Below are 21,596 nucleotides of genomic sequence, written 5' to 3' on the forward strand. Positions count from 1 at the left end.
ATGCTGTTTTTCAGTGCGCGTCCTTCTTCGCGCCGGACGACTTCTTGCCGGACGCTTTCGCGGCAGGCGCGGACGGCGGTGCGTCGGCGGGCGTGTCGCCGGCCTTCGCATCGTCGGTGGCCTTGGCCGCCTTGCCGTTCGGTTTCGCCTTGCCGTCGGCGTCCTTCTTCGCGTCCCGGGTCTCCTTCGCTTCAGGCGCGGCGAGCTTGGTGAACTTCACTTCGTCGCTGGCCTTGTCGTAGTCGACCTCGCACTTGTCGCCCGACTTCAGGCGGTCGGCGAGGATCTCCTTCGCGAGCCGGGTCTCGATGGTCTGGCGGATCTGACGCTTCAGCTCGCGTGCGCCGAACTCCGGCTGGTAGCCGGCTTCGGTCAGGTGCTCGACGAGCGAATCGCCCATCACGAGCGTGATGTCCTGCGCGGCGGCGGTGCGCACCACGCGGTCGAGCTGGATCTGCACGATCGCGCGGATGTTCTCCTTCGACAGCGCGTGGAAGACGATCACCTCGTCGATCCGGTTCAGGAACTCGGGGCGGAAATGGCCCTTCAGCACCTGCATCAGTGCCTCGCGGATCGCCTTGTCGGTCTTGCGCGCGGCTTCCGGCTGCGTGAGGTTGTCCATGATGATCGCGGCGCCGAGGTTGCTCGTCGCGATGATGATCGTGTTGCTGAAGTCGACCACGCGGCCCTTGCCGTCGGTCAGGCGGCCGTCGTCGAACACCTGCAGCAGCACGTTGTAGACGTCCGGATGCGCCTTCTCGATCTCGTCGAGCAGGATCACGCTGTACGGGCGGCGCCGCACGCGCTCGGTGAGCTGGCCGCCTTCGTCGTAGCCGACGTAGCCGGGCGGCGCGCCGATCAGCCGCGCGACCGCGTGCCGCTCCATGTACTCGGACATGTCGATGCGGATGATCGCCTGTTCGTCGCCGAACACGGTCTCGGCCAGCGCCTTCGCGAGCTCGGTCTTGCCGACGCCCGTCGGCCCGAGGAACAGGAACGTCGCGATCGGCCGGTGCGTCTGGCCGAGCCCCGCGCGCGACAGCCGCACGGCATCGCTGACGGCCACCACCGCGTCGCTCTGGCCGACCACGCGCTCGCGCAGCTGCTCTTCCATCTTCAGCAGCTTCTGGCGTTCTTCCTGCGTGAGTTCGGACACCGGGATGCCGGTGAGCCGCGACACGACCTCGGCCACCGATTCGACGGTGACCTCGAGCGTCTCGGAGCCCGTCTTGCGCTGCCACGCCTCCATCTTCTCGTCGACGGATTTCTGCTTCGCGTTGATCTGCTCCTCGAACTGCTTCGCTTCGTCGAAGCGCTTGCGCGACGTCGCGTAGTCCTGCTCGCGCTTCAGTTGCGCGATCTGCGCTTCGCCTTCCTGGATGTCGACCGGGCGCGAGGTCGCGCCGATCCGCACGCGCGCGGCGGCCTGGTCGATCAGGTCGATCGCCTTGTCGGGCAGGAAGCGCGACGTGATGTAGCGATCGGCGAATTCCGCGGCCGCGACGAACGCGTCGTCGGCGAACGTCACCTGGTGGTGCGCCTCGAGGCTGTCGCGCAGCCCGCGCAGGATCACGATCGTCTGCTCGACGCTCGGCTCCGGCACGAACACCGGCTGGAAGCGCCGTTCGAGCGCGGCATCCTTCTCGATGTACTTCTGGTATTCGTTGAGCGTCGTCGCGCCGATCAGGCTCAGCTCGCCGCGCGCGAGCGCGGGCTTCAGCACGTTCGCGATGTCGAGGCCGCCTTCGCCGCCGCCCTGGCCGGCGCCCACGATCGTGTGCAGCTCGTCGATGAACAGGATCAGTTCGTCCTGCTTCGCCGTGACTTCGTCGATCAGCTGCTTCGCGCGCTCCTCGAATTCGCCGCGATACTTCGCGCCGGCCACCATCGAGTTGATGTTGACTTCGACGAGCCGCTTGTCGCGCAGCACCTCGGGCACGTCGCCGTTGACGATCCGCTGCGCGAGCCCTTCGACGATCGCCGTCTTGCCGACGCCCGGCTCGCCGATCAGCACCGGGTTGTTCTTCTTGCGACGCGCGAGCACCTCGATCGTGCTCTCGATTTCCTGCGCGCGGCCGAGCACCGGGTCGAGCTTGCCCTGGCGCGCGATCGCGGTGAGGTCGCGGCCGAACTTGTCGAGGTTCGGCGTGCCGGTCGGCGCATCGACGCGGCCGTCCTCGGCGCCTTTGCCGACCACCTTCACGACTTTCTGGCGCAGCGCCTCGGGCGTCACGCCGTATTTCTTCAGCAGCGTGCCGGCGACGCTGTCCGGCACCGATGCGAGCCCGATCAGCAGGTGCTCGGGGCCGATGTACGAGTGGCCGAGATCGCGCGACGCCTGGAACGCGTACTGCACGGCCTTCTTCACGCGCGGCGAGATCGACAGCTTGTCGAGCGGCGCATCGGGATCGGCCGTGCCGGTGTGCGCATGCGCGTCGATGTACGACTTGATGTCCTCCGGCGACAGCTTCAGTTCCTTCAGCAGCGCGGCGCACACGTCGGTGTCCGCGAGCGCGTACAGCAGGTGTTCGGAATCGAGCTCGCTGCGGCGCAGCTCGTGCGCCTTTTCGGCCGCGCGCTGCAGCAATTCCAGCGTCTGCTCGCTGAACGCGTCGGTCGGGTCGACCGATTCGCGCGGAATCTCGGCGGCGAGCGGCGATTCGTCGTCGAGCCCGCCGAACAGCGACGACGAGCCGCCACCGCCGAGCAGCGAATCGAACGGGTTCAGCATGCTCTGATGCCGCATCAGCTGACGGAAGTGGTAATCGCAGATCGAGATCGTCTTGCGCTCGCCGTCCTGCATCACGGTTGCGCGCGCGACGGCCGGTCGCGCGTGGCAGATATCGCAAAGTGCGGGCATGGTGGTCTGGCTCCTGTCGGTGAAAGTGGGTCGAAGGGTGAAGTCCCGATGCGGTGCGGCGCTTGCCGCATGCCGACCGTGAACGCACGACGCGCGGCACGGCGGCGCGCGGGCGGCACCGGTGCGGTCACGCAGCGCGCGTCGGCGTCGTGCACGGTCGCGGTCAGGGCGGCAAGCGTGCGTGCCGGGAGGAGCCCACGGCATCGCTTCGACTGCGTTCAAAATAGCGAATCGGCGCAGGCTCTCCAAGGCACAGTTCCGCACCCGCCCGGCCGTGAATTGCACCCTCGCATGCGCGCGCGCACGGATGGCAAGGAGTACAGACGGGCGGGCGCACGATGCCACGGGCGTGCGCGGCGTGCGCGGCGTGTGATGACAGGACGCGGAAGCGGGCGGCGCGCGAACGGATCGCGGTGCGACATCGGCGCGCAGGGCGCCGGTTACCGGGGGATGAAAGGCAGCGCGGATGGAGAGGCGCGACGGAAGCGCGGCAGGGGGCGCGTGCCGCGAGCGGTCAAGTGCTACCACGCACGCACCGCGGGCGATGCGTGTGTGGCGGCCGAAGGCGAAGGCGGGTTGCACGGTCCGGGCCGGACGCGGCGCAACCGCGGCGTGCCGCGGTCAGTCCGAGAGGGTCATCGCAAGCCGCTGCCGGGCGATCTGCTTCACGTCCTGTGACAGTGCCGCATTCGGCAGGCCATTGGCCCAGACGGAAAACGAATCCTCGATCAGGTTGCGCGTGTCGGGCGGCAACTCCGCCAGGACCAGCGACAAGACGGTGAACAGCACGGCGCTGTCGCCGGCCTGGCTGCTCGCGTTCGCGTCGACCGCCTGCTTCAGGTGGTCGACCGACGCCTGCAGCGCCTGCAATGCCTCATTCGACTCGCTCATCACACACTCCATGCAAGATGGGTTTGATCGGCGACGAACCTGCGGCCGGCAGTGCGGCCGCTCGCGCGCGACACCCGGCGGGCATCGCGCGCAGGCAACCGCGGTCAGGCCGCCGGGTTGCCCTGCGGCGCCACGGCCACCGATGCTTCGCTCGTGAGCATCAGGAACGTGAACGTTTCGCGCAGGTACAGGCGGACGACCTTGTCGGTATGGCTCGTGTAGCCGATCGATACGTCTTCCCCGAGGTGCAGCTCGTAATCGCCGCCGCGCGTGGACAGCACGCAGCCGCCGCTGATCGCCGGGGCCCAGATGATCTCGCCGCTGACGATCCGCTTGATATGGCCGAGGACCGGATAGCCCTGGTCGCGCGCTTCGCTGAGCGCCGTGTATGCATCCGAGCCGAGCACGACCGAGTACGGGCCGTCGACGCCGGCAAGCCGCAGCGCTTCGAGCGCGTCGCTGATCGCGTCGGGATACGCGGCGACATCCGCCGGCAGCGTGAGCTTGCGGTTCGACGTGCCTTCGCGGATGCCGAGAATGCCGGCGGCCCGGTAGCCGTCGAAAATCGCGTCGTCTTCGGCGAACGCGAGCCGCTGCGCGGCGTCCTTCGCCGGTTGCCAGTCGGCGTCGCGCGCGCCGCGCTCGACGCTGTCGATCGCATCGCGGCTCAGCTCGAACGGCACCGTCAGCTCGACGATCGTGCGGACTTCGCGCAGCCGCGCATTCACCAGCTCGCGCGGGGCGGCGACGTCGACGAGGTGCCCGGTGCCGACGGCCGACAGCTCGGGGCCTTCGGGGCCGTCGACATCGACGACGCGGCGGCCGGCCACCGAGCGTTTGAACGTGCGTGCCACTTCCTCCTCGATTTGCTCCCAGGCGGAGGACGAGATCGGGGCGAGTTCGCGGTGCAGGTTGTTCATGGGTTTGGGTTGCCTCACGTCAGCGAAAACACTTCAGGGTGGGCCGATCGGCTGACGGACTGCGTCTGGGCCCGGCAAGCCGATCGCGGACGAAAATGCATATTAGCAGGCTCTATTGACACCGCTGCAGCACAAATCGAAACGACACCCTGCGGTGGCGCAACTGTTCTGCAATTCACGTGCGGGGAGCGTGTGTGCGCTTGTGCCGAACGCCGCGACGGATGGCGATACCCGGGCGCGCGCCGGCACACGCGTCGCGCGGGCCGCGCTCGATGGCGCGCCGAACGCTTGGCGGCCGAGGGCCGATCGCGTGTCGGGCATTCTTACGAACATTCATCCGGCCGCGTTTCCGGATGCCGGGGCTCGGCTGCGCTCAGTTGCCCGAGCCGAGCCCGGATGAATCATAGGCGCAGCCTATTGAAGCTTCGCAACGAGTGGAGGGCATTCATGGTGCGGCCACTCGACTCGCCCGGCGCGGGGTCGGCGCGCCGGACTGCCCTTGGTGATGATGTGCGTTACGACGGCACGCCTTTCAGCGAGCCGATCTTCAGCGAGCCGTCGCGATGCGGCGCGGAGGATGCCGGTTCCGGCTCCGCGGCCTCGGCCGCCGGCGCCGCGCGATCGGCGAGCGCTTCGAGCAGGTCGGCGGACGGCACGAAGAACAGCGAGCCGGTAACCGCGCGGCTGTAATCGAGCAGGCGGTCGTAGTTGCCGGGCGGGCGGCCGACGAACATGTTCTCGAGCATCTGCTCGATCGGCGCCGGCGAGCGCGCGTAGCCGATGAAATAGGTGCCGAATTCGCCCGCGCCCGGGCGCCCGAACGGCATGTTGTCGCGCAGGATCTTCACTTCCTGGCCGCCCTCGTCGAGCGTGGTCAGCGAGCTGTGCGAGCACGACGGCTTCACGTCCGGCGCGAGCTCGATGTCGGCGAGCTTGGTGCGGCCGATGATGCGCTCCTGCGTCTCGACCGCGAGCGCGTTCCAGCCGGCCATGTCGTGCAGGTACTTCTGCACGATCACGTAGCTGCCGCCGGTGAATGCCGCGTCCTCGTCGCCGATCACCGTGAAGTCGACCGCCTCGCGGCCTTCCGGGTTCTCGGTACCGTCGACGAAGCCGATCATCGCGCGCTGGTCGAAATTGCGGAAGCCGTGCACCTCGTCGACGACCGTGACGGCATCGCCGAGCGCCCCGATCAACTGCGTCGCGAGTTCGAAGCACAGGTCCATCGCTTCCGCGCGAATGTGCAGCAGGATGTCGCCCGGCGTCGCGACCGCGACGCGCTGGCCCGCGCCGAATTCGCGGAACGGATGCAGCGCGGCGGGGCGCGGGTGGCCGAACAGCGCATCCCAGGCGTCGGCGCCGAAGCCGCACACGCAGGTGAGGTTGCCGCCCGGCACGCGCTTGCCGACCGAGCGCACGAGCGCGGCGATGTCGCCGCACCATGAGCGGATCGTGTCGGCGTGATCGGCGCCGGGATTGATCGTCGCCACGAGGAAGATCGCGCTGCGCGTGACCGTGCTGTGAACGTTTTGGGGGAGCGGGGGAGGTGTCTGCATCGTGGGCTGCCGGTCAGTCAGGTCGGGACGGAAGTGCCGTGGCGCGCGAGGGCGAACGGTTGAACTGTGTCATGCGACTGTTCTCTTTGTGTCACGCGGATGAAGGACGCCGTGCGGGCATCCCGCAACGGGCCGCGGCGGTGGCGGCCGCACCGGGCGCGCGACCTGCCCGCACCGCGTGACGTCGTCGAGCAAGCAATCTAGCAGCTTCGGCCGGTCTTTGGAACACGAATCGCCAAACTGTCATGCGAATGCGTCAAACAGGGCCGTATTTTGGCCGGCGCCCGCTCAGCTGTACTCTTGGCGCGTGCGGCGCTGTGCTCTTGAGCGTGCGTGCCGCGTGCAGTAGATTAGGTCCCGCTGCGCCGCCACGAGGAGCGTCATCATGAACCTGCTGGAAGCGATGCGTGTGTATGTCGCGGTGGTCGAGCATGGCGGCCTGTCCGGTGCGGCGTCCGAGCTGCAACTCGACGAAGCGCAGGTGAGCGAACGGATCGACGGCCTCGAACGGTATCTCGGTTGCCGCCTGCTGCTGTGCCGCGACCACGACGACGTCGCCTGCACCGATGCGGGCGACGCGTTCCACGTGTGCTGCCGCCGGACGCTGTCCGCGGTCGAGCAGGCGACCGGCGCGGCGGGCCCGCATGCGCCGGACAGGCCGGATCGGCCCGACGCGCACGATCCCGTGCATGCCGCCGCGCGCGACGCGACGTTCCCGCCGCCGCCCGGCGCCGTTCAAGCCTCATCACAGCGACTGTCACCTTGAATACGACCACCATTGCCTGCTCGCCCGCCGAGCGCATCCGCCGCCGCTTCGGCCATTTCCTTCACGCGGCCGAACTGGCCGGGCTGATCGTGATCGGGCTCGCGACCGCGTTCGCGATGGCGCAGGAAGCGTGGAAGGTCGTGCTCGCGGGCGAGGTGTCGCTGACCGACCTGCTGCTGATGTTCCTCTATCTCGAAGTGCTCGCGATGGACGTGCGCTACCTGCGGCTCGGCCGCTTGCCCGTGCGGTTTCCGCTGTTCATTGCGATGACGTCGCTCGCGCGCGACCTGATACTGCGCGGCGCAACCGACAGCCCCGAGCGGATGCTGATGACGACGGTCGGGATCGTGCTGCTCGCCGTCGGCGTGCTGATCCTGAGTTTTGGTCAGCACCGCTTCCCGGCTGATGTCGCCGATGTCGAGGACGATGCGCAGGCGCGCGGGTAACGCGCGGGCGGCAAGCCGCCTGCATGATCGATGTCCCTGCAAGGAGGGTGCCGGATGATGACGCATTCCGTCGAAACGAAACAGGCGATCGAGCTGCAGCACGCGGCGTCGGACGCCTACCGGCTGGCGCGCGACACCCGCGATGCCGATCCGGCGCTCGCCCGCGCGCCCACCGTCGCCGGGTTGCAGCGAGACGCCGCGTACGCCTATGCCGACGCGGCGCGCGCACGCGAGGTGGCCATCGGCATCTGAATCGAACCGTGGCGTGCCGCATCCGGTGCGGCCGCTGCCATTCACCCTCTAACCGAGCGAGGTATCGCATGACCCAGCAACTGATCGTCGCCGTGTTCGGCAGCGTCGACACGGCCCGCCAGGCCGCGAACGATTTCGAGGCGCTGTCGGAGAAGGATGAGGGATTCCACATCGAGAACGGCGTCATCGTCGAGAAGGACGCGACCGGCAAGCTCGCGGTCCTCCACGCCGAATCGCGGCCGTTCAAGGGCGGCGTGATCGGCGCGATCGCAGGCGGCTTGCTCGGCCTGCTTGCCGGGCCGCTCGGCGTGGTCACCGGCATGGCGGCCGGCGCGGGCGCCGGCATTCTCGCGGAAGCGGCCGGCAACGCGCTGCTCGACGGCACGTTCGTCGAGACGGTGGCGGCGCGGCTCGTGCCCGGCAGCGTCGCGATCATCCTGGAAGCGAAGGAAGACACGCCGTTCTCGGTCGACAACGTCGTGACGGGATTCGGCGGCAAGGTGTTTCGCCAGTCGCTCGATTGAGCGTGTCGTCGAACCGGAAAGGGAGAACCGCATGCGCATCGAACAATCGTACCGGCGCTTCGACATCGCGGCGACGCTGTCGCCGCTGCCCGGCCACGGCAACCGCGCGATCGCGAGCGTCGATGTGACGACCGACGATCCGGCCCGCCTCGCCGATCTCGGCACCGGGCAGTTCCTGCAGATCCGCAAGTGGGTCGAGTCGAACGACATCGCCTGGCTGACGGTGGTGTTCGACGAGTGCAAGGTCGCGATCGATCACTACGCGGACAACGTCGACGACGCTTGAGCGCACGCGGGGCCCGCGCATCAGCCGGCTTCGCGTGACTTGCCGCCCGACGGCCGCCGGCAAACCGCGACGACGCACGCCGGCACCGCGCCCGGCGAATGCTTGCCACGCGATCGTGCGGGGCCGTTTGCCGTCGCGTTCGAATCTGTTCACCACGCCGGCCGGATTTCACGTTTCCTCGTCAAACTGTCACTTACATTCGTCGAAATGACGCAGTAGGATGCCGAACCTTGTCTTGATGAGATTCGCATTGCTATCCGCCTTCAATTTCGATAACGGACGAGGTTCGCACCGGCACGCCCGCGCCCGGGCACGGCTATCCGGCTTCGTGCACCGGCGCGGCCATGCCGCCCGTGCATCGCACGCCGGTTCACCGCTGGCGGGGCGAGGCGGATGAAGCTCTACGAGAAATTTGCAAACGACATAGAGAGACTCATCCGGCAGGGCGTATATCGACACGGCGATCGTGTCCCTTCGGTGCGGCAGGCGAGCCAGCAGCACCGGATCAGCATCACGACCGTGCTGCACGCGTATCTGCTGCTGGAAAGCCGCGGGTTGCTGGAAAGCCGGCCGCAGTCGGGTTATTTCGTGAACCTGCGGCGCGACGACAGCCATGCGCCGGTGCGCGAGCTACGCCCGTCGAAGCCGATCGCGATCTCGTCGTCGGTGGACGTGAGCCGGCTCGTGCTGTCGACGCTGCGCTCGATCGGCACCGACGACGCTGTGCCGCTCGGCTCGCCGTACCCGGACCCGAGCCTGTTTCCGTTCGAGAAGCTGAACCGGTACGCGTATGCGGCCGGCCGCGACAAGTCGCTGTGGGGCGTGACGGACGGGCTGCCGCCCGGCCATCCGCGACTGATCCGCCAGATCGCGCGCCGCTACCTGGAAAACGGGATGTCGGTGGACCCGAACGAGATCATCGTGACGGTCGGCGCGACGGAGGCGATCAACCTGTGCCTGCAGGCCGTTGCGAAACCGGGCGACACGATCGCGGTGGAATCGCCGACGTTCTACGCGATGCTGCACGCGATCGAACGGATGGGGATGAAGGCGATCGAGGTCGCGACACATCCGGAATACGGAATCGACATCGCGGCACTGGCCGCGATCGCGAAGTCGCAGCCGATCGCCGCGTGCATGGTGATGCCGAACTTCCAGAATCCGCTCGGCTTCCAGATGCCGGACGAGCGCAAGCGCGAGCTGGTCGAGTTCGCCGCGAAAGCCGACCTGCCGATCATCGAGAACGGCGTGTACAACGAACTGTATTTCGGCAACATGCATCCGAGCACGCTGAAGTCGTTCGACCGGCACGACATCGTGCTGCACTGCTCGTCGTTCTCGAAGAGCCTGACGGCCGCGTACCGGATCGGCTGGGCGCTGCCGGGCCGCTATCGCGAGCAGGTCGAGAAGCTGAAATTCCTGAACACGCTCGCGACGCCGTCGCTGCCGCAGCTCGCGATCGCGGAGTTTCTCGAACGCGACGGCTACGAGCATCACCTGCGGCGGATTCGCAAGGCGTATGCGCAGCAGGCGAACCTGATGCGCACGATGGTGTCGCGGTTCTTCCCGGAAGGCACGCGCATCTCGAGCCCGGCGGGCGGGTACGTGCTGTGGATCGAACTGCCTGCGCAGATCGACGCGATGCGGCTGTACCAGCTCGCGCTGGAGCAGGGGATCACGATCGGGCCGGGTTACATGTTCTCGATCACGGACAGCTACCGGAACTTCATCCGGTTGAACTACAGCAGCCCGTGGTCGCCGGAGATCGAGCAGGCGGTGATCGCGGTCGGCAAGCTCGCCGCCTACTGCCTCGACTGAGTGATCCGCCGCGCATCGCGCGTCGTGCGTCGCATGCGCGGCGTCACGTCAGCCGGTACGACTGCGCGCCCGTTCCCGCGAGCGTGCCGCCGTCGACGATCAGGTATTCGTTGCGGATCGGCTTGCCGTCGAACCAGCATTGCAGGATCTCCAGCGTGCCGGCCGCGTAGCGGGCCTGCGCGGACAGCGACGTGCCGGAGATGTGCGGCGTCATCCCGTTGAACGGCATCGTGCGCCACGGGTGATCGGCCGGCGCCGGCTGCGGAAACCACACGTCGCCGCCGTAGCCCGCGAGATGCCCGGACGTGAGCGCATTCACGACCGCGTCGCGGTCGACCAGCTTCGCGCGCGCGGTGTTGATCAGGTAGGCGCCGCGCTTCATGCGCGCGATCATCGCCGCGTCGAACAGGTGCGCGGTCGACGGGTACAGCGGAATCTGCAGGTTGACGATGTCGACGGCGCTCGCGAGTGACGCGACATCGGCGTGATACGTGAGCCCGAGTGCCTGCTCGATCGATGCATCGAGCCGGTGGCGCTGCGTGTAGTGCAGCTGCAGCCCGAACGGCTGCAGCCGGCGCAGCACGGCGAGCCCGATGCGTCCCGCGCCGACCGTGCCGAACTGCATGCCTTCGACGTCGTAGCTGCGCGACACGCAATCGGCGATGTTCCAGCCGCCTTGCTGCGCGATCGCATGCGACGGCAAGTAGTTGCGCACCAGCGCGAGCGTCGTCATCACCACGTGCTCGGCCACGCTGATGCTGTTCGAGCCGGTGACTTCGGCGACGGTGATGTGCGCACGCGCGGCGGCGTCGAGATCGACGTGATCGGAGCCGATGCCGGCCGTCAGCGCGAGCTTCAGCTTCGGTGCGCGGGCGATCCGTTCGGCCGTCAGGTACGCGGGCCAGAACGGCTGCGAGATCACGACGTCCGCTTCGGGCAGCCGGCGCTCGAATTCGGAGTCGGGGCCGTCCTTGTCGCTCGTGACGATCAGCGTATGGCCGTGCGCTTCCATGTAGGCGCGCAAGCCGAGCGCGCCGGACACCGAGCCGACGAGTTCGCCGGGACGAAAGCCGGGCGGGCCGGCCGGCGTCGGCGCGGTCTGTCCGTCCGCGTAGTGCGTGATGACCGGAATCGCATCGCGCACGTAGCGCGGCGGGTAGCCGTCCACGGGATCGGGGTAGAGGACGCACAGGACGGTGGCCATCGGGTAGTACTCCTGGTGACGGGCAGAAGGTGGCACGCGGCTTGCGCGGGATGCGCGGCGTGCGCCGCAGGCCGCTGCCGTGTTGCGCCGCAACGTTGATGACGTTCTACGCCCGTCATGGATCGCGTACAAGCTACAGTGCGTGTTTGCGTGCGTTGCGGGGACGTCTGTACCTGTTCTTTTCAGGAGGGATGTCGATAATGGGATCGTTACCTGACTTTTCGGGAGCCACGTCATGACTGAAAGCGACGATTCGTCGTCACGCCCCGATCTCACGCAAGGCATCGCGCTCGACGAGCTCGCCGACGGCGCCATGATCGAGGGCCATGTCGGCGATGCAGCGGTGCTGCTCGTGCGCCGCGCCGATGAACTGTTTGCCGTGGGCGCGCAGTGCCCGCACTACGGCGCGCCGTTGGCCGACGGCCTGCTGGAAGGCGACACGATCCACTGCCCGTGGCATCACGCGGCGTTCTGCCTGCGCACCGGCGCGCTGCTGCGCGCACCGGCGCTCGACGGGCTGCCGTGCTGGCGCGTCGAACGCCGCGACGGCCGTGCCGTCGTGCTCGACGAGCGGCCGGCCGCCGCGCCGCCTGTGTTGAAGGCAGCGGGACTGCCCGCGTCGGTGGTGATCGTCGGCGGCGGTGCGGCTGCCATCGCGGCGGCGGTGACGCTGCGGCAGGAAGGCTATCCACATCCCGTCACGCTGCTCACCGCCGATGCCGATCCGCCGTACGACCGGCCGAACCTGTCGAAAGACTATCTCGCCGGCACGGCCGATGCCGACTGGCTGCCGCTGCGCGCGCCGTCGTTCTATGCGGACCATCACATCGACGTGCGATGCGGCACGCGTGTCGTACGCATCGACCCTGCGCAGCAGGCCGTCGAACTGGCCGACGGCAGCCGCGTCGGCTACGGCGCGCTGCTGCTTGCGACGGGCGCCGAGCCGAACCGGCTGACCGTGCCCGGCGCGGATCTGCCGCACGTGTGCGTGCTGCGCTCGCGCGCCGACTGCGACGCACTGATAGCCAAGCTGAAAACCGCACGCCGCTGCGTCGTGGTCGGCGCGAGCTTCATCGGGCTCGAAGCGGCGGCCGCGCTGCGCACGCGCGGGCTCGACGTGCAGGTCGTCGCGCCCGATGCGCATCCGATGGCGCGCGTGCTCGGCGAAGCGCTCGGCAGCACGATCCAGGCACTGCACGCGTCGCACGGCGTCGTGTTCCATCTCGGCGCGACACCCGCACGGATCACGCCGGACAGCGTGACCCTGTCGACCGGCGACGCGCTGCCGGCCGATCTCGTGGTGGTCGGCATCGGCGTGCATCCGAACGTGGCGCTCGCGCAGGACGCGGGGCTGGCCGTCGAGCGCGGCGTGACGGTCGACCGCTTCCTTCAGACGAGTGCGCCCGGCATCTACGCGGCCGGCGACATCGCGCGCTGGCCCGATCCGCTGACGGGCGAGCGGATTCGCGTCGAGCACTGGGTCGTCGCCGAGCGGCAAGGCATCGCCGCCGCGCGCAACATGCTCGGGCAGCAGCGGCCGTTCGACGCGGTGCCGTTCTTCTGGAGCCAGCATTACGACCTGACGGTCAACTATGTCGGGCATGCAGAGCAATTCGATCGGGTCGAGATCGATGGCGACCTCGGTGCGCACGATTGCTCGATCGCGTACTGGCGCGGCAACACGCGGCTCGCGGTCGCGACGGTGGGCCGCGATCTCGACAGCCTGAAGGCGGAAGCGGCATTCGAGCGGCAGATTGCAGCCGCGTGACAGTGGTGTGACGACATGATTCGAACCCGGAGGCGAGATGAATCCCGATGTGCGTGCCCGTTTCGAAACCGAGTTTGCGCCGCGCATCGCGGCGCGCGTGCTCGGCCTGTATCAGCCTGGCGAAGTGAGGGTGGACGTCGTGCCGCACGACGGGCAGGGCGGCCCGACCTGTGTCGACGTGATCGGCCTCACGTCGACGGTCGGATTGCCGAACCGGCTGAACGCGCGGCTCGCGTGGCGTGACGAGGCGATCGACGCGCTGCTGGCCGAGCCCGATCGCAGCCGCTTCGACCGCTATCTCGCGGCGTTGCCGGTCACGATCGAACGCTGGCAGATGGAGTTGCCGGTCGACTTCAGCACGCGCACCCAGCGCGATCGCGAGATCCTGATCCGCGATCTGGATTTCGATGCGTGAATCGCGCCGTGCGATGCGTGCGGATGAGCCGGTTGCCGCTAGCGGTCGCGTGTCTTGATGATCACGCGGCCCTGATCGATGCCGCCGCGCAGTGCTTCGTCGCACGTGAGCCATTCGGGGGTGACGAGCTCGGGCGCGGGCAGGTCGACCGGCGCGCCGTCGCGGAAGATCCGCACCTGCGCGACCCACGCGCCGTTCGCGTTGCGCGTCGCGTCGACGCGAATCTCGTGATCCATGAAAGTGTCGGTGGCGTGCATCGGTCGGGACCCTCCGTCTTGCGTGAACGCGGTGCGTCGATCGTAGCAGCATGGCGTGCGCCGTGCATCCGGAATGAAGCGGAACCTGCGCGCGATCCGACGCACGTGTCGCCGCGCGAGACGGGAGCGAACCTGTGGCCTTCGACCTGACCTTTTCCAGTAAGACGGAGACCACATCGCACCGCCTCACCACCTTTTTGCGAATGCTGGGGGTAGCGCTTCTGCCGGATCATGCGGCTTGAGACGCCCTTGAGGCTGCTCGCCAACGACGACACAGAAACCTCGGGCGGGTAGCTCATCAGCAGGCGGACATGCTCGTCCTCGCCATCGAACCCCATCAGTTCGGATTCGACGCGGCGGAAATGCCGCGCAATCGTTCGGAATTTCCGTGGGGAACACGTCGCGAAGTCCATGTTGCGTATGCATCAGAACGACGCAATGGCGACCGCGTCGAATGGCTTGACTCTCACTTGTAGGCCAAGCATAGAATGGCCCGATGCAACGACTCCAGGCTTTCAAGTTCGAACTGATGCCAAACGGCGAGCAGCAGCGCAAGATGCGCCGCTTCGCCGGGGCGTGCCGATTCGTTTTCAACAAGGCGCTGGCGTGGCAGCAGGAGAACTGCGAGGCGGGCGGAAAGTTCATCGGGTACGTTGAGATGGCAAAGCGCCTGACGGCATGGCGCAACGGTACCGAAACGCCTTGGCTCAAGGATTCCCCGGTGCATCCGCTCCAACACGCACTCAAGGATCTGGAGCGAGCCTACAAGAACTTCTTCGCCAAGCGCACCGCCTTTCCGCGCTTCAAGAAGAAAGGCCGCAGCGACAGCTTCCGCTACCCCGACTCGAAGCAGATCAAACTCGATCAGGTCAACAACCGCATCTTTCTGCCTAAGCTTGGCTGGCTCCGTTATCGCAACAGCCGGGACGTGTTGGGCGAAGTGCGCAATGCCACCGTGTCTAGAAACGCAGGAAAATGGTTTGTCTCCATCCAGACTGCGCGTGAAGTCACGCAGCCGGTGTTGCGGGCAACCAGCGCGATCGGCATCGACATGGGCATCGCACGGTTTGCCACAATGAGCGACGGTAGCTTTCTTGTGCCGCTCAACAGCTTCAAGCGGCACGAGGCTAAGCTGCGTCGTGTGCAGCAGGGAATAAGCCGAAAGGTCAAGTTCAGCAACAACTGGAAGAAGGCAAAGGCTCGCATCCAGCGTATCCATGCCCGCATCGGCAACGCTCGCCGTGACTACCTGCACAAAGCCACGACCACGATCAGCCAAAACCACGCGATGGTGTGCATCGAGGACTTGCAGGTACGCAACATGTCGAGGTCGGCGGCTGGCAGCCCCGGCGCACCGGGCAAGAACGCTCGGGCCAAGTCCGGCCTGAACAAAGCCATCCTCGATCAGGGGTGGTTCGAATTTCGTCGTCAGCTGGACTATAAGCTGACGTGGAATGGGGGCTGGCTCATCGCCGTGCCGCCGGCGAATACGAGTCGAACATGCCCGGTCTGCAAATACGTGAGCGCCGAAAACCGGCAGACACAGGCGGCATTCCGCTGTGTCGACTGCGGTCATGAGGACCATGCCGATGTGGTCGGTGCGATCAACATACTGGCGCGGGGACACCGCGTTGCAGCCTGTGGAGAGCCGGTGCAGTCGGGCCGCTCCGTGAAGCAGGAACCCGCCGAGGCGATCTGAAACGAGCATCATCGCTTCAGACGCGGTAGGCCCCCCCGCCTTTAGGCGGGGGAGGATGTCAAGGGGATGATTCTCGCGGCGATCGCGATGCAGATGATCGTCGCGAGCCTGAAGGCCGCGTTCGGGCTGCCGCATTGAGCGCGGCGTATCCGGAGGCGGCTGCCTGATTTCACGGAGTGGCTGATGAATACGTTGATCGTGTTGTCCTATCCCGACCTCGCGGCCGCCCATCGCGCGCTCGCCGAACTCGATACGTTGCGCGACCGGCACGTCGTCGCGCTGTCGGGGGTGGCGATCGTCGAGTGCACGACCGACGGACAGTTGCACGCGCATGCGGTCGACCCCGATCGCACGCCGCCCGCGTCGCTGCTCGACAGCGTGGTCGAGCACATCGAATCGTCGCTCGATGCGTGGCGCGAGAAGCCGGTGGACGACGCACTGATCGACCGCGTCGCGCGCAAGGCACGCCCCGGCACCGTGTCGCTCGGGCTGGCTGCGACGCAACTCGATATCTACGCGTTGAGCACCGCGCTCGCTCCGTTCGGCGGAGACGTGATCGACACGACGCTGTCGATCGACGACGAGCTGAAGCTCGTCGAAGCGATTTCGAACGCACGCGACGGCGGCAGTCAGAACACAATCGACTGACGGATCGACGAATCGGATCGAACGCTCGATGCGCGGCAAGTGACGCAGCAGGGTCTTGGTCGAACGCCATCGAGCGGCCCCGATCGTCATCCGACCATTCCGACATGCGAAAAATCAGACCGGCAAGTTTGACCGCTTGGCGCGTCAACGTGCGCAAAAGACGCGATCTGCACGATTTCACGCCACATGATCCCCGTGAAACGATGGCGTTCTTACCGATTGCCGTGCATTGAATCTGGCAATGCAGATGCCGCGGGCGGATAGATTTATTCGATGGCCGGCGAATGCGCGACATGCCTCTCCTATACTCGTAGGGACTGCTTTTCACGGGAGGACAGCCCATTCGCACGAGTGCATCGATCAAGCCGTATCGTCGTGCGACCAGTGGCCGGACCTCGCTGAAACCTGCCGCGGTCCCGGCGGCTACGCGCGCCGGGCTGCTTCACAAGGAGCCACGATGCCCTACGTCCTGATCGTCGAAGATGACGCCGATACGCGCGCCATGCTCGCGGCGGTCGCACGCACGCAGCAGCTTGCGTGCGACACGGCCGCGACGCTCGAGGAAGCGCGCACGCTCGTCACGACGCACCCCCCCGACCTCGTGCTGTGCGATCTCGTGCTGCCGGACGGCAACGGGATGGATCTGTTCGATGCGTTGCCGAAGCATTCGCACTGTGAAATGGTGCTGACCACCGGCCACGCGAGCCTCGAAACAGCGATCGACGCGTTGCGGCGCGGCGCGACCGACTACCTGGTGAAGCCGCTGAACATGCAGCGGTTGAACAGCATCTTCGCGCGCGTGCCGCGCACCACCGCGCTGCATGAAGAGATCGCCGAGCTGCGCTCCGAACTGCAGCGCCTCGGCCGCTTCGGCCGCATGCTCGGCAGCTCGCCCGCGATGCAGACCGTCTACGACGCGATCGGCCGGGTCGCACGCACCGAGGCATCGGTGCTGCTGACGGGCGAATCGGGCACCGGCAAGGAGCTGGCCGCGCAGACCGTGCACGACCTGAGCCTGCGCCGCCGCGGCCCGTTCCTCGCGGTGAACTGCGGCGCGATCGCCGCGAACCTCGTCGAGAGCGAGATGTTCGGCCACGACCGCGGCAGCTTCACGGGCGCGGAACGCCAGCACAAGGGCTTCTTCGAACGCGCGGACGGCGGCACGCTGTTTCTCGACGAGATCACCGAGATGCCGCTCGAGTCGCAGGTCAAGCTGCTGCGCGTGCTCGAGACGGGGCGCCTCACGCGGCTCGGCTCGACGCGCGAGATCGACGTGGACGTGCGCATCGTCGCGGCGACCAACCGCGACCCGGAGGCCGCGATGGCCGACGGCAAGCTGCGGCCCGACCTGTTCCACCGGATCAACGTGTTCCCGATCCCGCTGCCGTCGCTGCGCGAGCGCGGCGACGACATCCCGATGCTCGCCGATGCGTTCCTGCAGCAGTTCAACGCCGAAAGCGGCCGGAACCTGCGCTTCGCACCGGCCGCGCGCGATGCGCTGAAGACTTACGCGTGGCCCGGCAACGTGCGCGAGCTGCGCAACTTCGTGCAGCGCGCGAGCATCTTCTGCGACGCGGACGTGATCGATACGCTGCCGCCGCCGATCATGGACGAACTGTCGAACCTGGCCGATTCGCACGAGGATCGTGTGACCGTGCCGTTCGGCACGTCGCTCGAGGAAGCCGACCGGCGGCTGATCCTCGGCACGATCGCGCAATGCGGGGGCGTGAAGGCGCAGGCGGCCGAGGTGCTCGACGTCAGCCTGAAAACGATCTACAACCGGCTCGCGCAGCTCGAAGACGAAGTGGACAAGCCGGCGTCCTGATGCCGCCGCGACCGACCCGCCGGCAGGAGCGTGATCGATGATCGACATTTCGCGCACTCGCGCGGGCAACTACGTCACGGCCGTGATGCTGGTTGCGATCGCCACCGTGCTGCAGGCGCTCGCGATCCGCTTCGGCGGCGTGAACCTGCCGCTCGTCCTCTACTATCCGCTGCTCGCGGGCGCCGCGTGGGCGACGTCGTTCCTGTTCGGGATGGCCTCGACGGTCGTCAGCGGCCTGCTCGTGTGGACGCTGTTTCTCTCGGACCCCGCGGCCTATACGCAGCCGCTGCCCGATCGGCTCGTGCGGCTCGGCACCTTCGTGCTGATCGGTGCGCTCGTCTGCGCGATCGCGTCGATGCTGCGCCACGCGCGCTTCACGAACGATGCGGCGCTACGGCGTGAAACGGCCGCGCGCCGGCGGCTCGAAGCCGTGCTGCAGGCGTTGCCGCATGGCGTGATCGCCACCGATACGAACGGGCGGCTCACCTACGTCAACGCCGCCGCGGCCGCGCTCGTCGGTTGCCGGCCCGACGATGCGATTGGCCGTCCCGCGCGCGACGTGCTGCGGATCGTCGATCGCGACGGCCGGCGCGTTCAATCGACCCCGCTCGATCTCGCGCTCGGCGGCGAGGGCGTCGCATCGGATCGCCACTGGCTGCACGCGGAGGGGCGCGAGCCGGTGCCGATCGTCGAGGTGGCCGCGCCGCTCGGCGATGCGGACGGCAACGTCGACGGCGCCGTGCTGCTGCTGCGCGACGCCGGCGCCGACCGTTCGCGGGCCGATGCGTCGCGGTTGCAGCGGGATGTCGTCGATGCGTCGCCCGACGCGATCGTCGGCATCGATGGCGATGGCCGCATCGTCAGCTGGAACCCCGCCGCGCAACGCATGTTCGGCTACGACGAAAGCGATGCGCATGGGCGCGCGTTCGAATCGCTGGTGGCGATGCGCTGGCTGAAACGCAAGCCGCTCGTCCAGTCGTTCGACGACATGCACGCGGCGGTCGGGCCGATCGACCTGCTGTGTGTGCGACGCGACGGCCGGCGCTTCCGTGCGACCGTGTCGGCGGGCCCGGTACGCGGCGACGTGCGTGCGTCCGTCGCGTTGTCGCTGACGCTGCGCGAAGCCGGCGCGCAGCGCCGCCGCGACCTGCGCGCGCAGCGGTCGCTGCAGGGCGCACGCGATGCGCGCGACCAGGCCGATACGTCGAACCGGCTGAAGGACGAACTGCTCGCGACGGTGTCGCACGAGCTGCGCACGCCGCTGAACGTGATCTACGGCTGGGTCGAGGTGCTGCGCAATTCGGGCGACAGCGCGCTGCAGCAGCAGGCGGTCGACGCGATCGACCGCAGCGCGCGTTCGCTCACGCGGATGGTCGGCGACATCCTCGACGCGTCGTCGCTCGCGACCGGCAAGCTGCAGTTCGACGCGATGCCGGTGGACGTCGTGCGGCTGTTCTCCGATTCGGTCGGCGCGTTCCAGACGGCCGCGTCGTCGGCCGGCATCGTGCTCGAATTCGACTGTTCGGCCTCGACCTGCGTGGTGTCGGGCGATGCCGAGCGCTTGCGGCAGATGCTGTCGAACCTCGTGTCGAACGCGCTCAAGTTCACGCCGTCCGGCGGCAGCGTGACGGTCGGGCTCGCCCGCGTCGATGCGCGCGTGGTGCTGACCGTGAGCGACACGGGGCAGGGCATCGTGCCGGCGTTCCTGCCGTACGTGTTCGACATGTTCCGCCGCGCGGAGGATTCGCCGGCGTCGTCGCGGCGCGGGCTGGGCCTCGGCCTGTCGATCGTGCGCCATATCGCCGAACTGCACGGCGGCGGCGTGACGGTCGAGAGCGCGGGCCGCAATCGCGGCGCGACGTTTACGGTGACGCTGCCGGCCGGCTGGCAGCCGGCCGGCGCGGTGGCGTGGGGGAGTGCGCACGTGGACGCCCTTCGCGCGCCGTTGACGCTCGATACGCAACGCATCCTGATCGTCGACGACGATCCGACGACGCGCGAAAGCCTCACCGCCGCGCTGACGACGTTCGGCGCGGCCGTCGCGATCGCGTCGACGGGGCGCGAAGCGCTCGCGGTGGCCGCCGACCTGCGGCCGACCGTCGTGCTGTCCGATCTCGCGATGCCCGACGGCGACGGCTTCTGGCTGCTCGACGCGTTGCGGCGCACCGGCATGAACGGCGGCGGGCCGCCCGGCATGCGGGTGCTCGCCGTGACCGCGCATGCGGGCCTGGCCGACGAACGCCGCGCGCTCGAGGCCGGGTTCGACGGCTATCTGTGCAAGCCGGTCGACGTGCGCGAACTGGCGGACAAGATCGTGCGCGTGACGAAGCAGGCCGGCTGACGCGGCGGCCGTCCGTCGTTGCCCTGTTGCGACGGCCCGTAACGGTGAGGCGGGGCCGATCTTGGCCGGAGGCCGGCAGGCTGCATCGCGCGCGGCCTGCGACGCGCTATCACGTCCGCTTCGGCTGCGACACGCCTTCGAGCGTGTTCGCGACGTCGTCGCGCGCCGGGCCGGCCGAGCGTGTCGCGATGTTCGCGAGCGACCGCATGCCGACCAGCCGCTTGTCGTGATCGACGACCGGCAGGCGCCGCAACTGCGCATCGGCCATGTCATGCTGGATCTCGCCAGCGAATCCTCCTCGATGACGCGAACGCCGCCGCAACGACCATGCCCGGGGTCGGCACGCGGCACGCGACTTGCCGTAGCGACGGGGAACACGACGAAGATGACGACGAAGATGACGACGACCACGCGCGGCGCGACCCGTGCCGGCCGCGCGCACATCCACGGAGGCACGATGACGATTCCAAAACGGCGAGAGGGCGTGCGCTACGAACTCAACGTTTGCGGCGGCGGGTTCGATTCGGTGAAGAGCCGCTTCAAGGAATGGAAGCGCGAACCGCTGATCTACCGGCCCGAGCGGCGGATGTTCGAGGGCAAGGCGGACGTGCGGCCGCTCGGCGACGAGACGTTCGGCGCGACCGAGCCGGCGAGATTCGCGCTGCAGCGTGCATGCGAGCCCGCCGACACGTATGCGCTCGCGGCACGCGTGCGCGACGACGGCCGCGAGCTGTGGCTCGTGATGGCCGCGTACGACGCATAGCGGCGCGCAGGCAGGCATCGCGGCGAACGACGGCGGCCCAACCGCCCGGCGCACTGCGTGACGGCGTGCTTGAAGCGTGAACGGACGGCACGTGGATTGCGGATTGGCCGGGGCCTGCCCAACCGATTCCGCGGCTGCCGCGGATGTCAGGAGGTGTTCGATGAAACCGATCCGCACGATCCGCACCGGCGCATGCCTGCTGGCCGCCGCGTGCGCGCTGGCTGCCTGCATGCAACCGGGTCCCTACGGCGCGCGAGACGCGCCTCCCGCGCCGCCCGGCGCCCACCCGCCGTCGCCGGGCACGACGATGCCCGATGCCAATACGCGTTACGAGCCGCGGCCGTCGCCGGGCAACAC

At 68.0% G+C, this 21,596-nt stretch carries 19 protein-coding genes and 3 pseudogenes; 14 read left to right on the forward strand and 8 right to left on the reverse strand.

Translation table 11 applies throughout. The features are described 5' to 3' along the window. Window positions 1–10: 10 nt before the first annotated feature. The 4 genes from G3N96_RS18190 to G3N96_RS18205 form a co-directional block, all read right to left on the reverse strand. Window positions 11–2,860 carry an AAA family ATPase gene (locus G3N96_RS18190; RefSeq protein ID WP_206138015.1) on the reverse strand — a complete coding sequence of 950 codons (2,850 nt, stop codon included), beginning with the start codon at window positions 2,858–2,860 and terminating at the stop codon, window positions 11–13. Between the two features lie 621 nt (window positions 2,861–3,481). Further along, the gene (locus tag G3N96_RS18195) at window positions 3,482–3,751 is read right to left on the reverse strand and encodes a hypothetical protein (RefSeq protein WP_206138016.1); all 270 of its coding nucleotides are present in this window, start codon (window positions 3,749–3,751) and stop codon (window positions 3,482–3,484) included. 104 nt (window positions 3,752–3,855) lie between these two features. Continuing rightward, the gene (locus G3N96_RS18200; protein WP_124585676.1) at window positions 3,856–4,671 is read right to left on the reverse strand and encodes a family 1 encapsulin nanocompartment shell protein; all 816 of its coding nucleotides are present in this window, start codon (window positions 4,669–4,671) and stop codon (window positions 3,856–3,858) included. A gap of 515 nt (window positions 4,672–5,186) precedes the next feature. Beyond that, window positions 5,187–6,227 carry a Dyp-type peroxidase gene (locus tag G3N96_RS18205; RefSeq protein WP_206138017.1) on the reverse strand — a complete coding sequence of 347 codons (1,041 nt, stop codon included), beginning with the start codon at window positions 6,225–6,227 and terminating at the stop codon, window positions 5,187–5,189. Between the two features lie 385 nt (window positions 6,228–6,612). On the opposite strand from G3N96_RS18205, the gene G3N96_RS18210 reads away from it, so the two are divergent. From G3N96_RS18210 to G3N96_RS18235, 6 genes are all read left to right on the forward strand, one after another. After that, on the forward strand, window positions 6,613–6,993 hold the full coding sequence (locus G3N96_RS18210) for a LysR family transcriptional regulator (RefSeq protein WP_206138018.1): 381 nt from the start codon (window positions 6,613–6,615) through the stop codon (window positions 6,991–6,993). Then, complete coding sequence (locus tag G3N96_RS18215; protein ID WP_206138019.1) at window positions 6,990–7,439, forward strand: phosphate-starvation-inducible PsiE family protein; 450 nt, start codon at window positions 6,990–6,992, stop codon at window positions 7,437–7,439. The genes G3N96_RS18210 and G3N96_RS18215 overlap by 4 nt, the downstream gene beginning before the upstream one ends. 54 nt (window positions 7,440–7,493) lie before the next feature. After that, window positions 7,494–7,691 (forward strand): hypothetical protein, encoded by a 198-nt coding sequence (locus tag G3N96_RS18220; protein WP_206138020.1) that lies wholly within the window; start codon window positions 7,494–7,496, stop codon window positions 7,689–7,691. 68 nt (window positions 7,692–7,759) lie between these two features. After that, window positions 7,760–8,215, forward strand: coding sequence for a DUF1269 domain-containing protein (locus G3N96_RS18225; protein WP_124585684.1), 456 nt, complete (start codon window positions 7,760–7,762; stop codon window positions 8,213–8,215). Between the two features lie 31 nt (window positions 8,216–8,246). Continuing rightward, window positions 8,247–8,501 (forward strand): hypothetical protein, encoded by a 255-nt coding sequence (locus G3N96_RS18230; RefSeq protein WP_206138021.1) that lies wholly within the window; start codon window positions 8,247–8,249, stop codon window positions 8,499–8,501. 393 nt (window positions 8,502–8,894) lie between these two features. Then, window positions 8,895–10,319 (forward strand): PLP-dependent aminotransferase family protein, encoded by a 1,425-nt coding sequence (locus tag G3N96_RS18235; protein WP_069249479.1) that lies wholly within the window; start codon window positions 8,895–8,897, stop codon window positions 10,317–10,319. 43 nt (window positions 10,320–10,362) lie between these two features. Here the strand turns inward: G3N96_RS18235 and G3N96_RS18240 are convergent, their stop codons facing one another. Next, window positions 10,363–11,523, reverse strand: a complete 1,161-nt coding sequence (locus tag G3N96_RS18240; protein WP_206138022.1) for an NAD-dependent formate dehydrogenase — start codon at window positions 11,521–11,523, stop codon at window positions 10,363–10,365. 235 nt (window positions 11,524–11,758) lie between these two features. On the opposite strand from G3N96_RS18240, the gene G3N96_RS18245 reads away from it, so the two are divergent. Continuing rightward, window positions 11,759–13,291 carry an FAD-dependent oxidoreductase gene (locus G3N96_RS18245; RefSeq protein ID WP_206138023.1) on the forward strand — a complete coding sequence of 511 codons (1,533 nt, stop codon included), beginning with the start codon at window positions 11,759–11,761 and terminating at the stop codon, window positions 13,289–13,291. A 37-nt stretch (window positions 13,292–13,328) separates the two neighbouring features. Next, the gene (locus tag G3N96_RS18250) at window positions 13,329–13,706 is read left to right on the forward strand and encodes a DUF5594 family protein (protein WP_206138024.1); all 378 of its coding nucleotides are present in this window, start codon (window positions 13,329–13,331) and stop codon (window positions 13,704–13,706) included. Between the two features lie 38 nt (window positions 13,707–13,744). Here the strand turns inward: G3N96_RS18250 and G3N96_RS18255 are convergent, their stop codons facing one another. Both G3N96_RS18255 and G3N96_RS39225 read right to left on the reverse strand, forming a co-directional pair. Next, window positions 13,745–13,963, reverse strand: coding sequence for a DUF6566 family protein (locus tag G3N96_RS18255; RefSeq protein WP_089444146.1), 219 nt, complete (start codon window positions 13,961–13,963; stop codon window positions 13,745–13,747). A 218-nt stretch (window positions 13,964–14,181) separates the two neighbouring features. Beyond that, window positions 14,182–14,295 (reverse strand): annotated as a pseudogene (locus G3N96_RS39225) (transposase); the annotation flags it as partial. 164 nt (window positions 14,296–14,459) lie between these two features. On the opposite strand from G3N96_RS39225, the gene G3N96_RS18265 reads away from it, so the two are divergent. The 4 genes from G3N96_RS18265 (at window position 14,460) to G3N96_RS18280 (ending at window position 20,476) form a co-directional block, all read left to right on the forward strand. Further along, complete coding sequence (locus G3N96_RS18265) at window positions 14,460–15,662, forward strand: RNA-guided endonuclease TnpB family protein (protein WP_206138025.1); 1,203 nt, start codon at window positions 14,460–14,462, stop codon at window positions 15,660–15,662. Window positions 15,663–15,845: 183 nt separating this feature from the next. After that, window positions 15,846–16,310 (forward strand): DUF1269 domain-containing protein, encoded by a 465-nt coding sequence (locus G3N96_RS18270; RefSeq protein ID WP_206138026.1) that lies wholly within the window; start codon window positions 15,846–15,848, stop codon window positions 16,308–16,310. 457 nt (window positions 16,311–16,767) lie between these two features. Further along, window positions 16,768–18,135, forward strand: a complete 1,368-nt coding sequence (locus tag G3N96_RS18275; protein WP_206138027.1) for a sigma-54 dependent transcriptional regulator — start codon at window positions 16,768–16,770, stop codon at window positions 18,133–18,135. A gap of 37 nt (window positions 18,136–18,172) precedes the next feature. Continuing rightward, window positions 18,173–20,476 (forward strand): ATP-binding protein, encoded by a 2,304-nt coding sequence (locus tag G3N96_RS18280; protein ID WP_206138028.1) that lies wholly within the window; start codon window positions 18,173–18,175, stop codon window positions 20,474–20,476. A 109-nt stretch (window positions 20,477–20,585) separates the two neighbouring features. Here the strand turns inward: G3N96_RS18280 and G3N96_RS18285 are convergent. Further along, window positions 20,586–20,759 (reverse strand): annotated as a pseudogene (locus G3N96_RS18285) (CBS domain-containing protein); the annotation flags it as partial. Window positions 20,760–20,933: 174 nt separating this feature from the next. Between G3N96_RS18285 and G3N96_RS18290 the strand changes: the two are divergent. Beyond that, window positions 20,934–21,239 carry a hypothetical protein gene (locus tag G3N96_RS18290; RefSeq protein ID WP_124581401.1) on the forward strand — a complete coding sequence of 102 codons (306 nt, stop codon included), beginning with the start codon at window positions 20,934–20,936 and terminating at the stop codon, window positions 21,237–21,239. 160 nt (window positions 21,240–21,399) lie between these two features. Continuing rightward, window positions 21,400–21,596, forward strand: a pseudogene (locus G3N96_RS18295) (hypothetical protein); the annotation flags it as partial.

Origin of the sequence: Burkholderia sp. Se-20373 (genome assembly GCF_017104705.1) — a bacterium.
GTDB lineage: Bacteria > Pseudomonadota > Gammaproteobacteria > Burkholderiales > Burkholderiaceae > Burkholderia.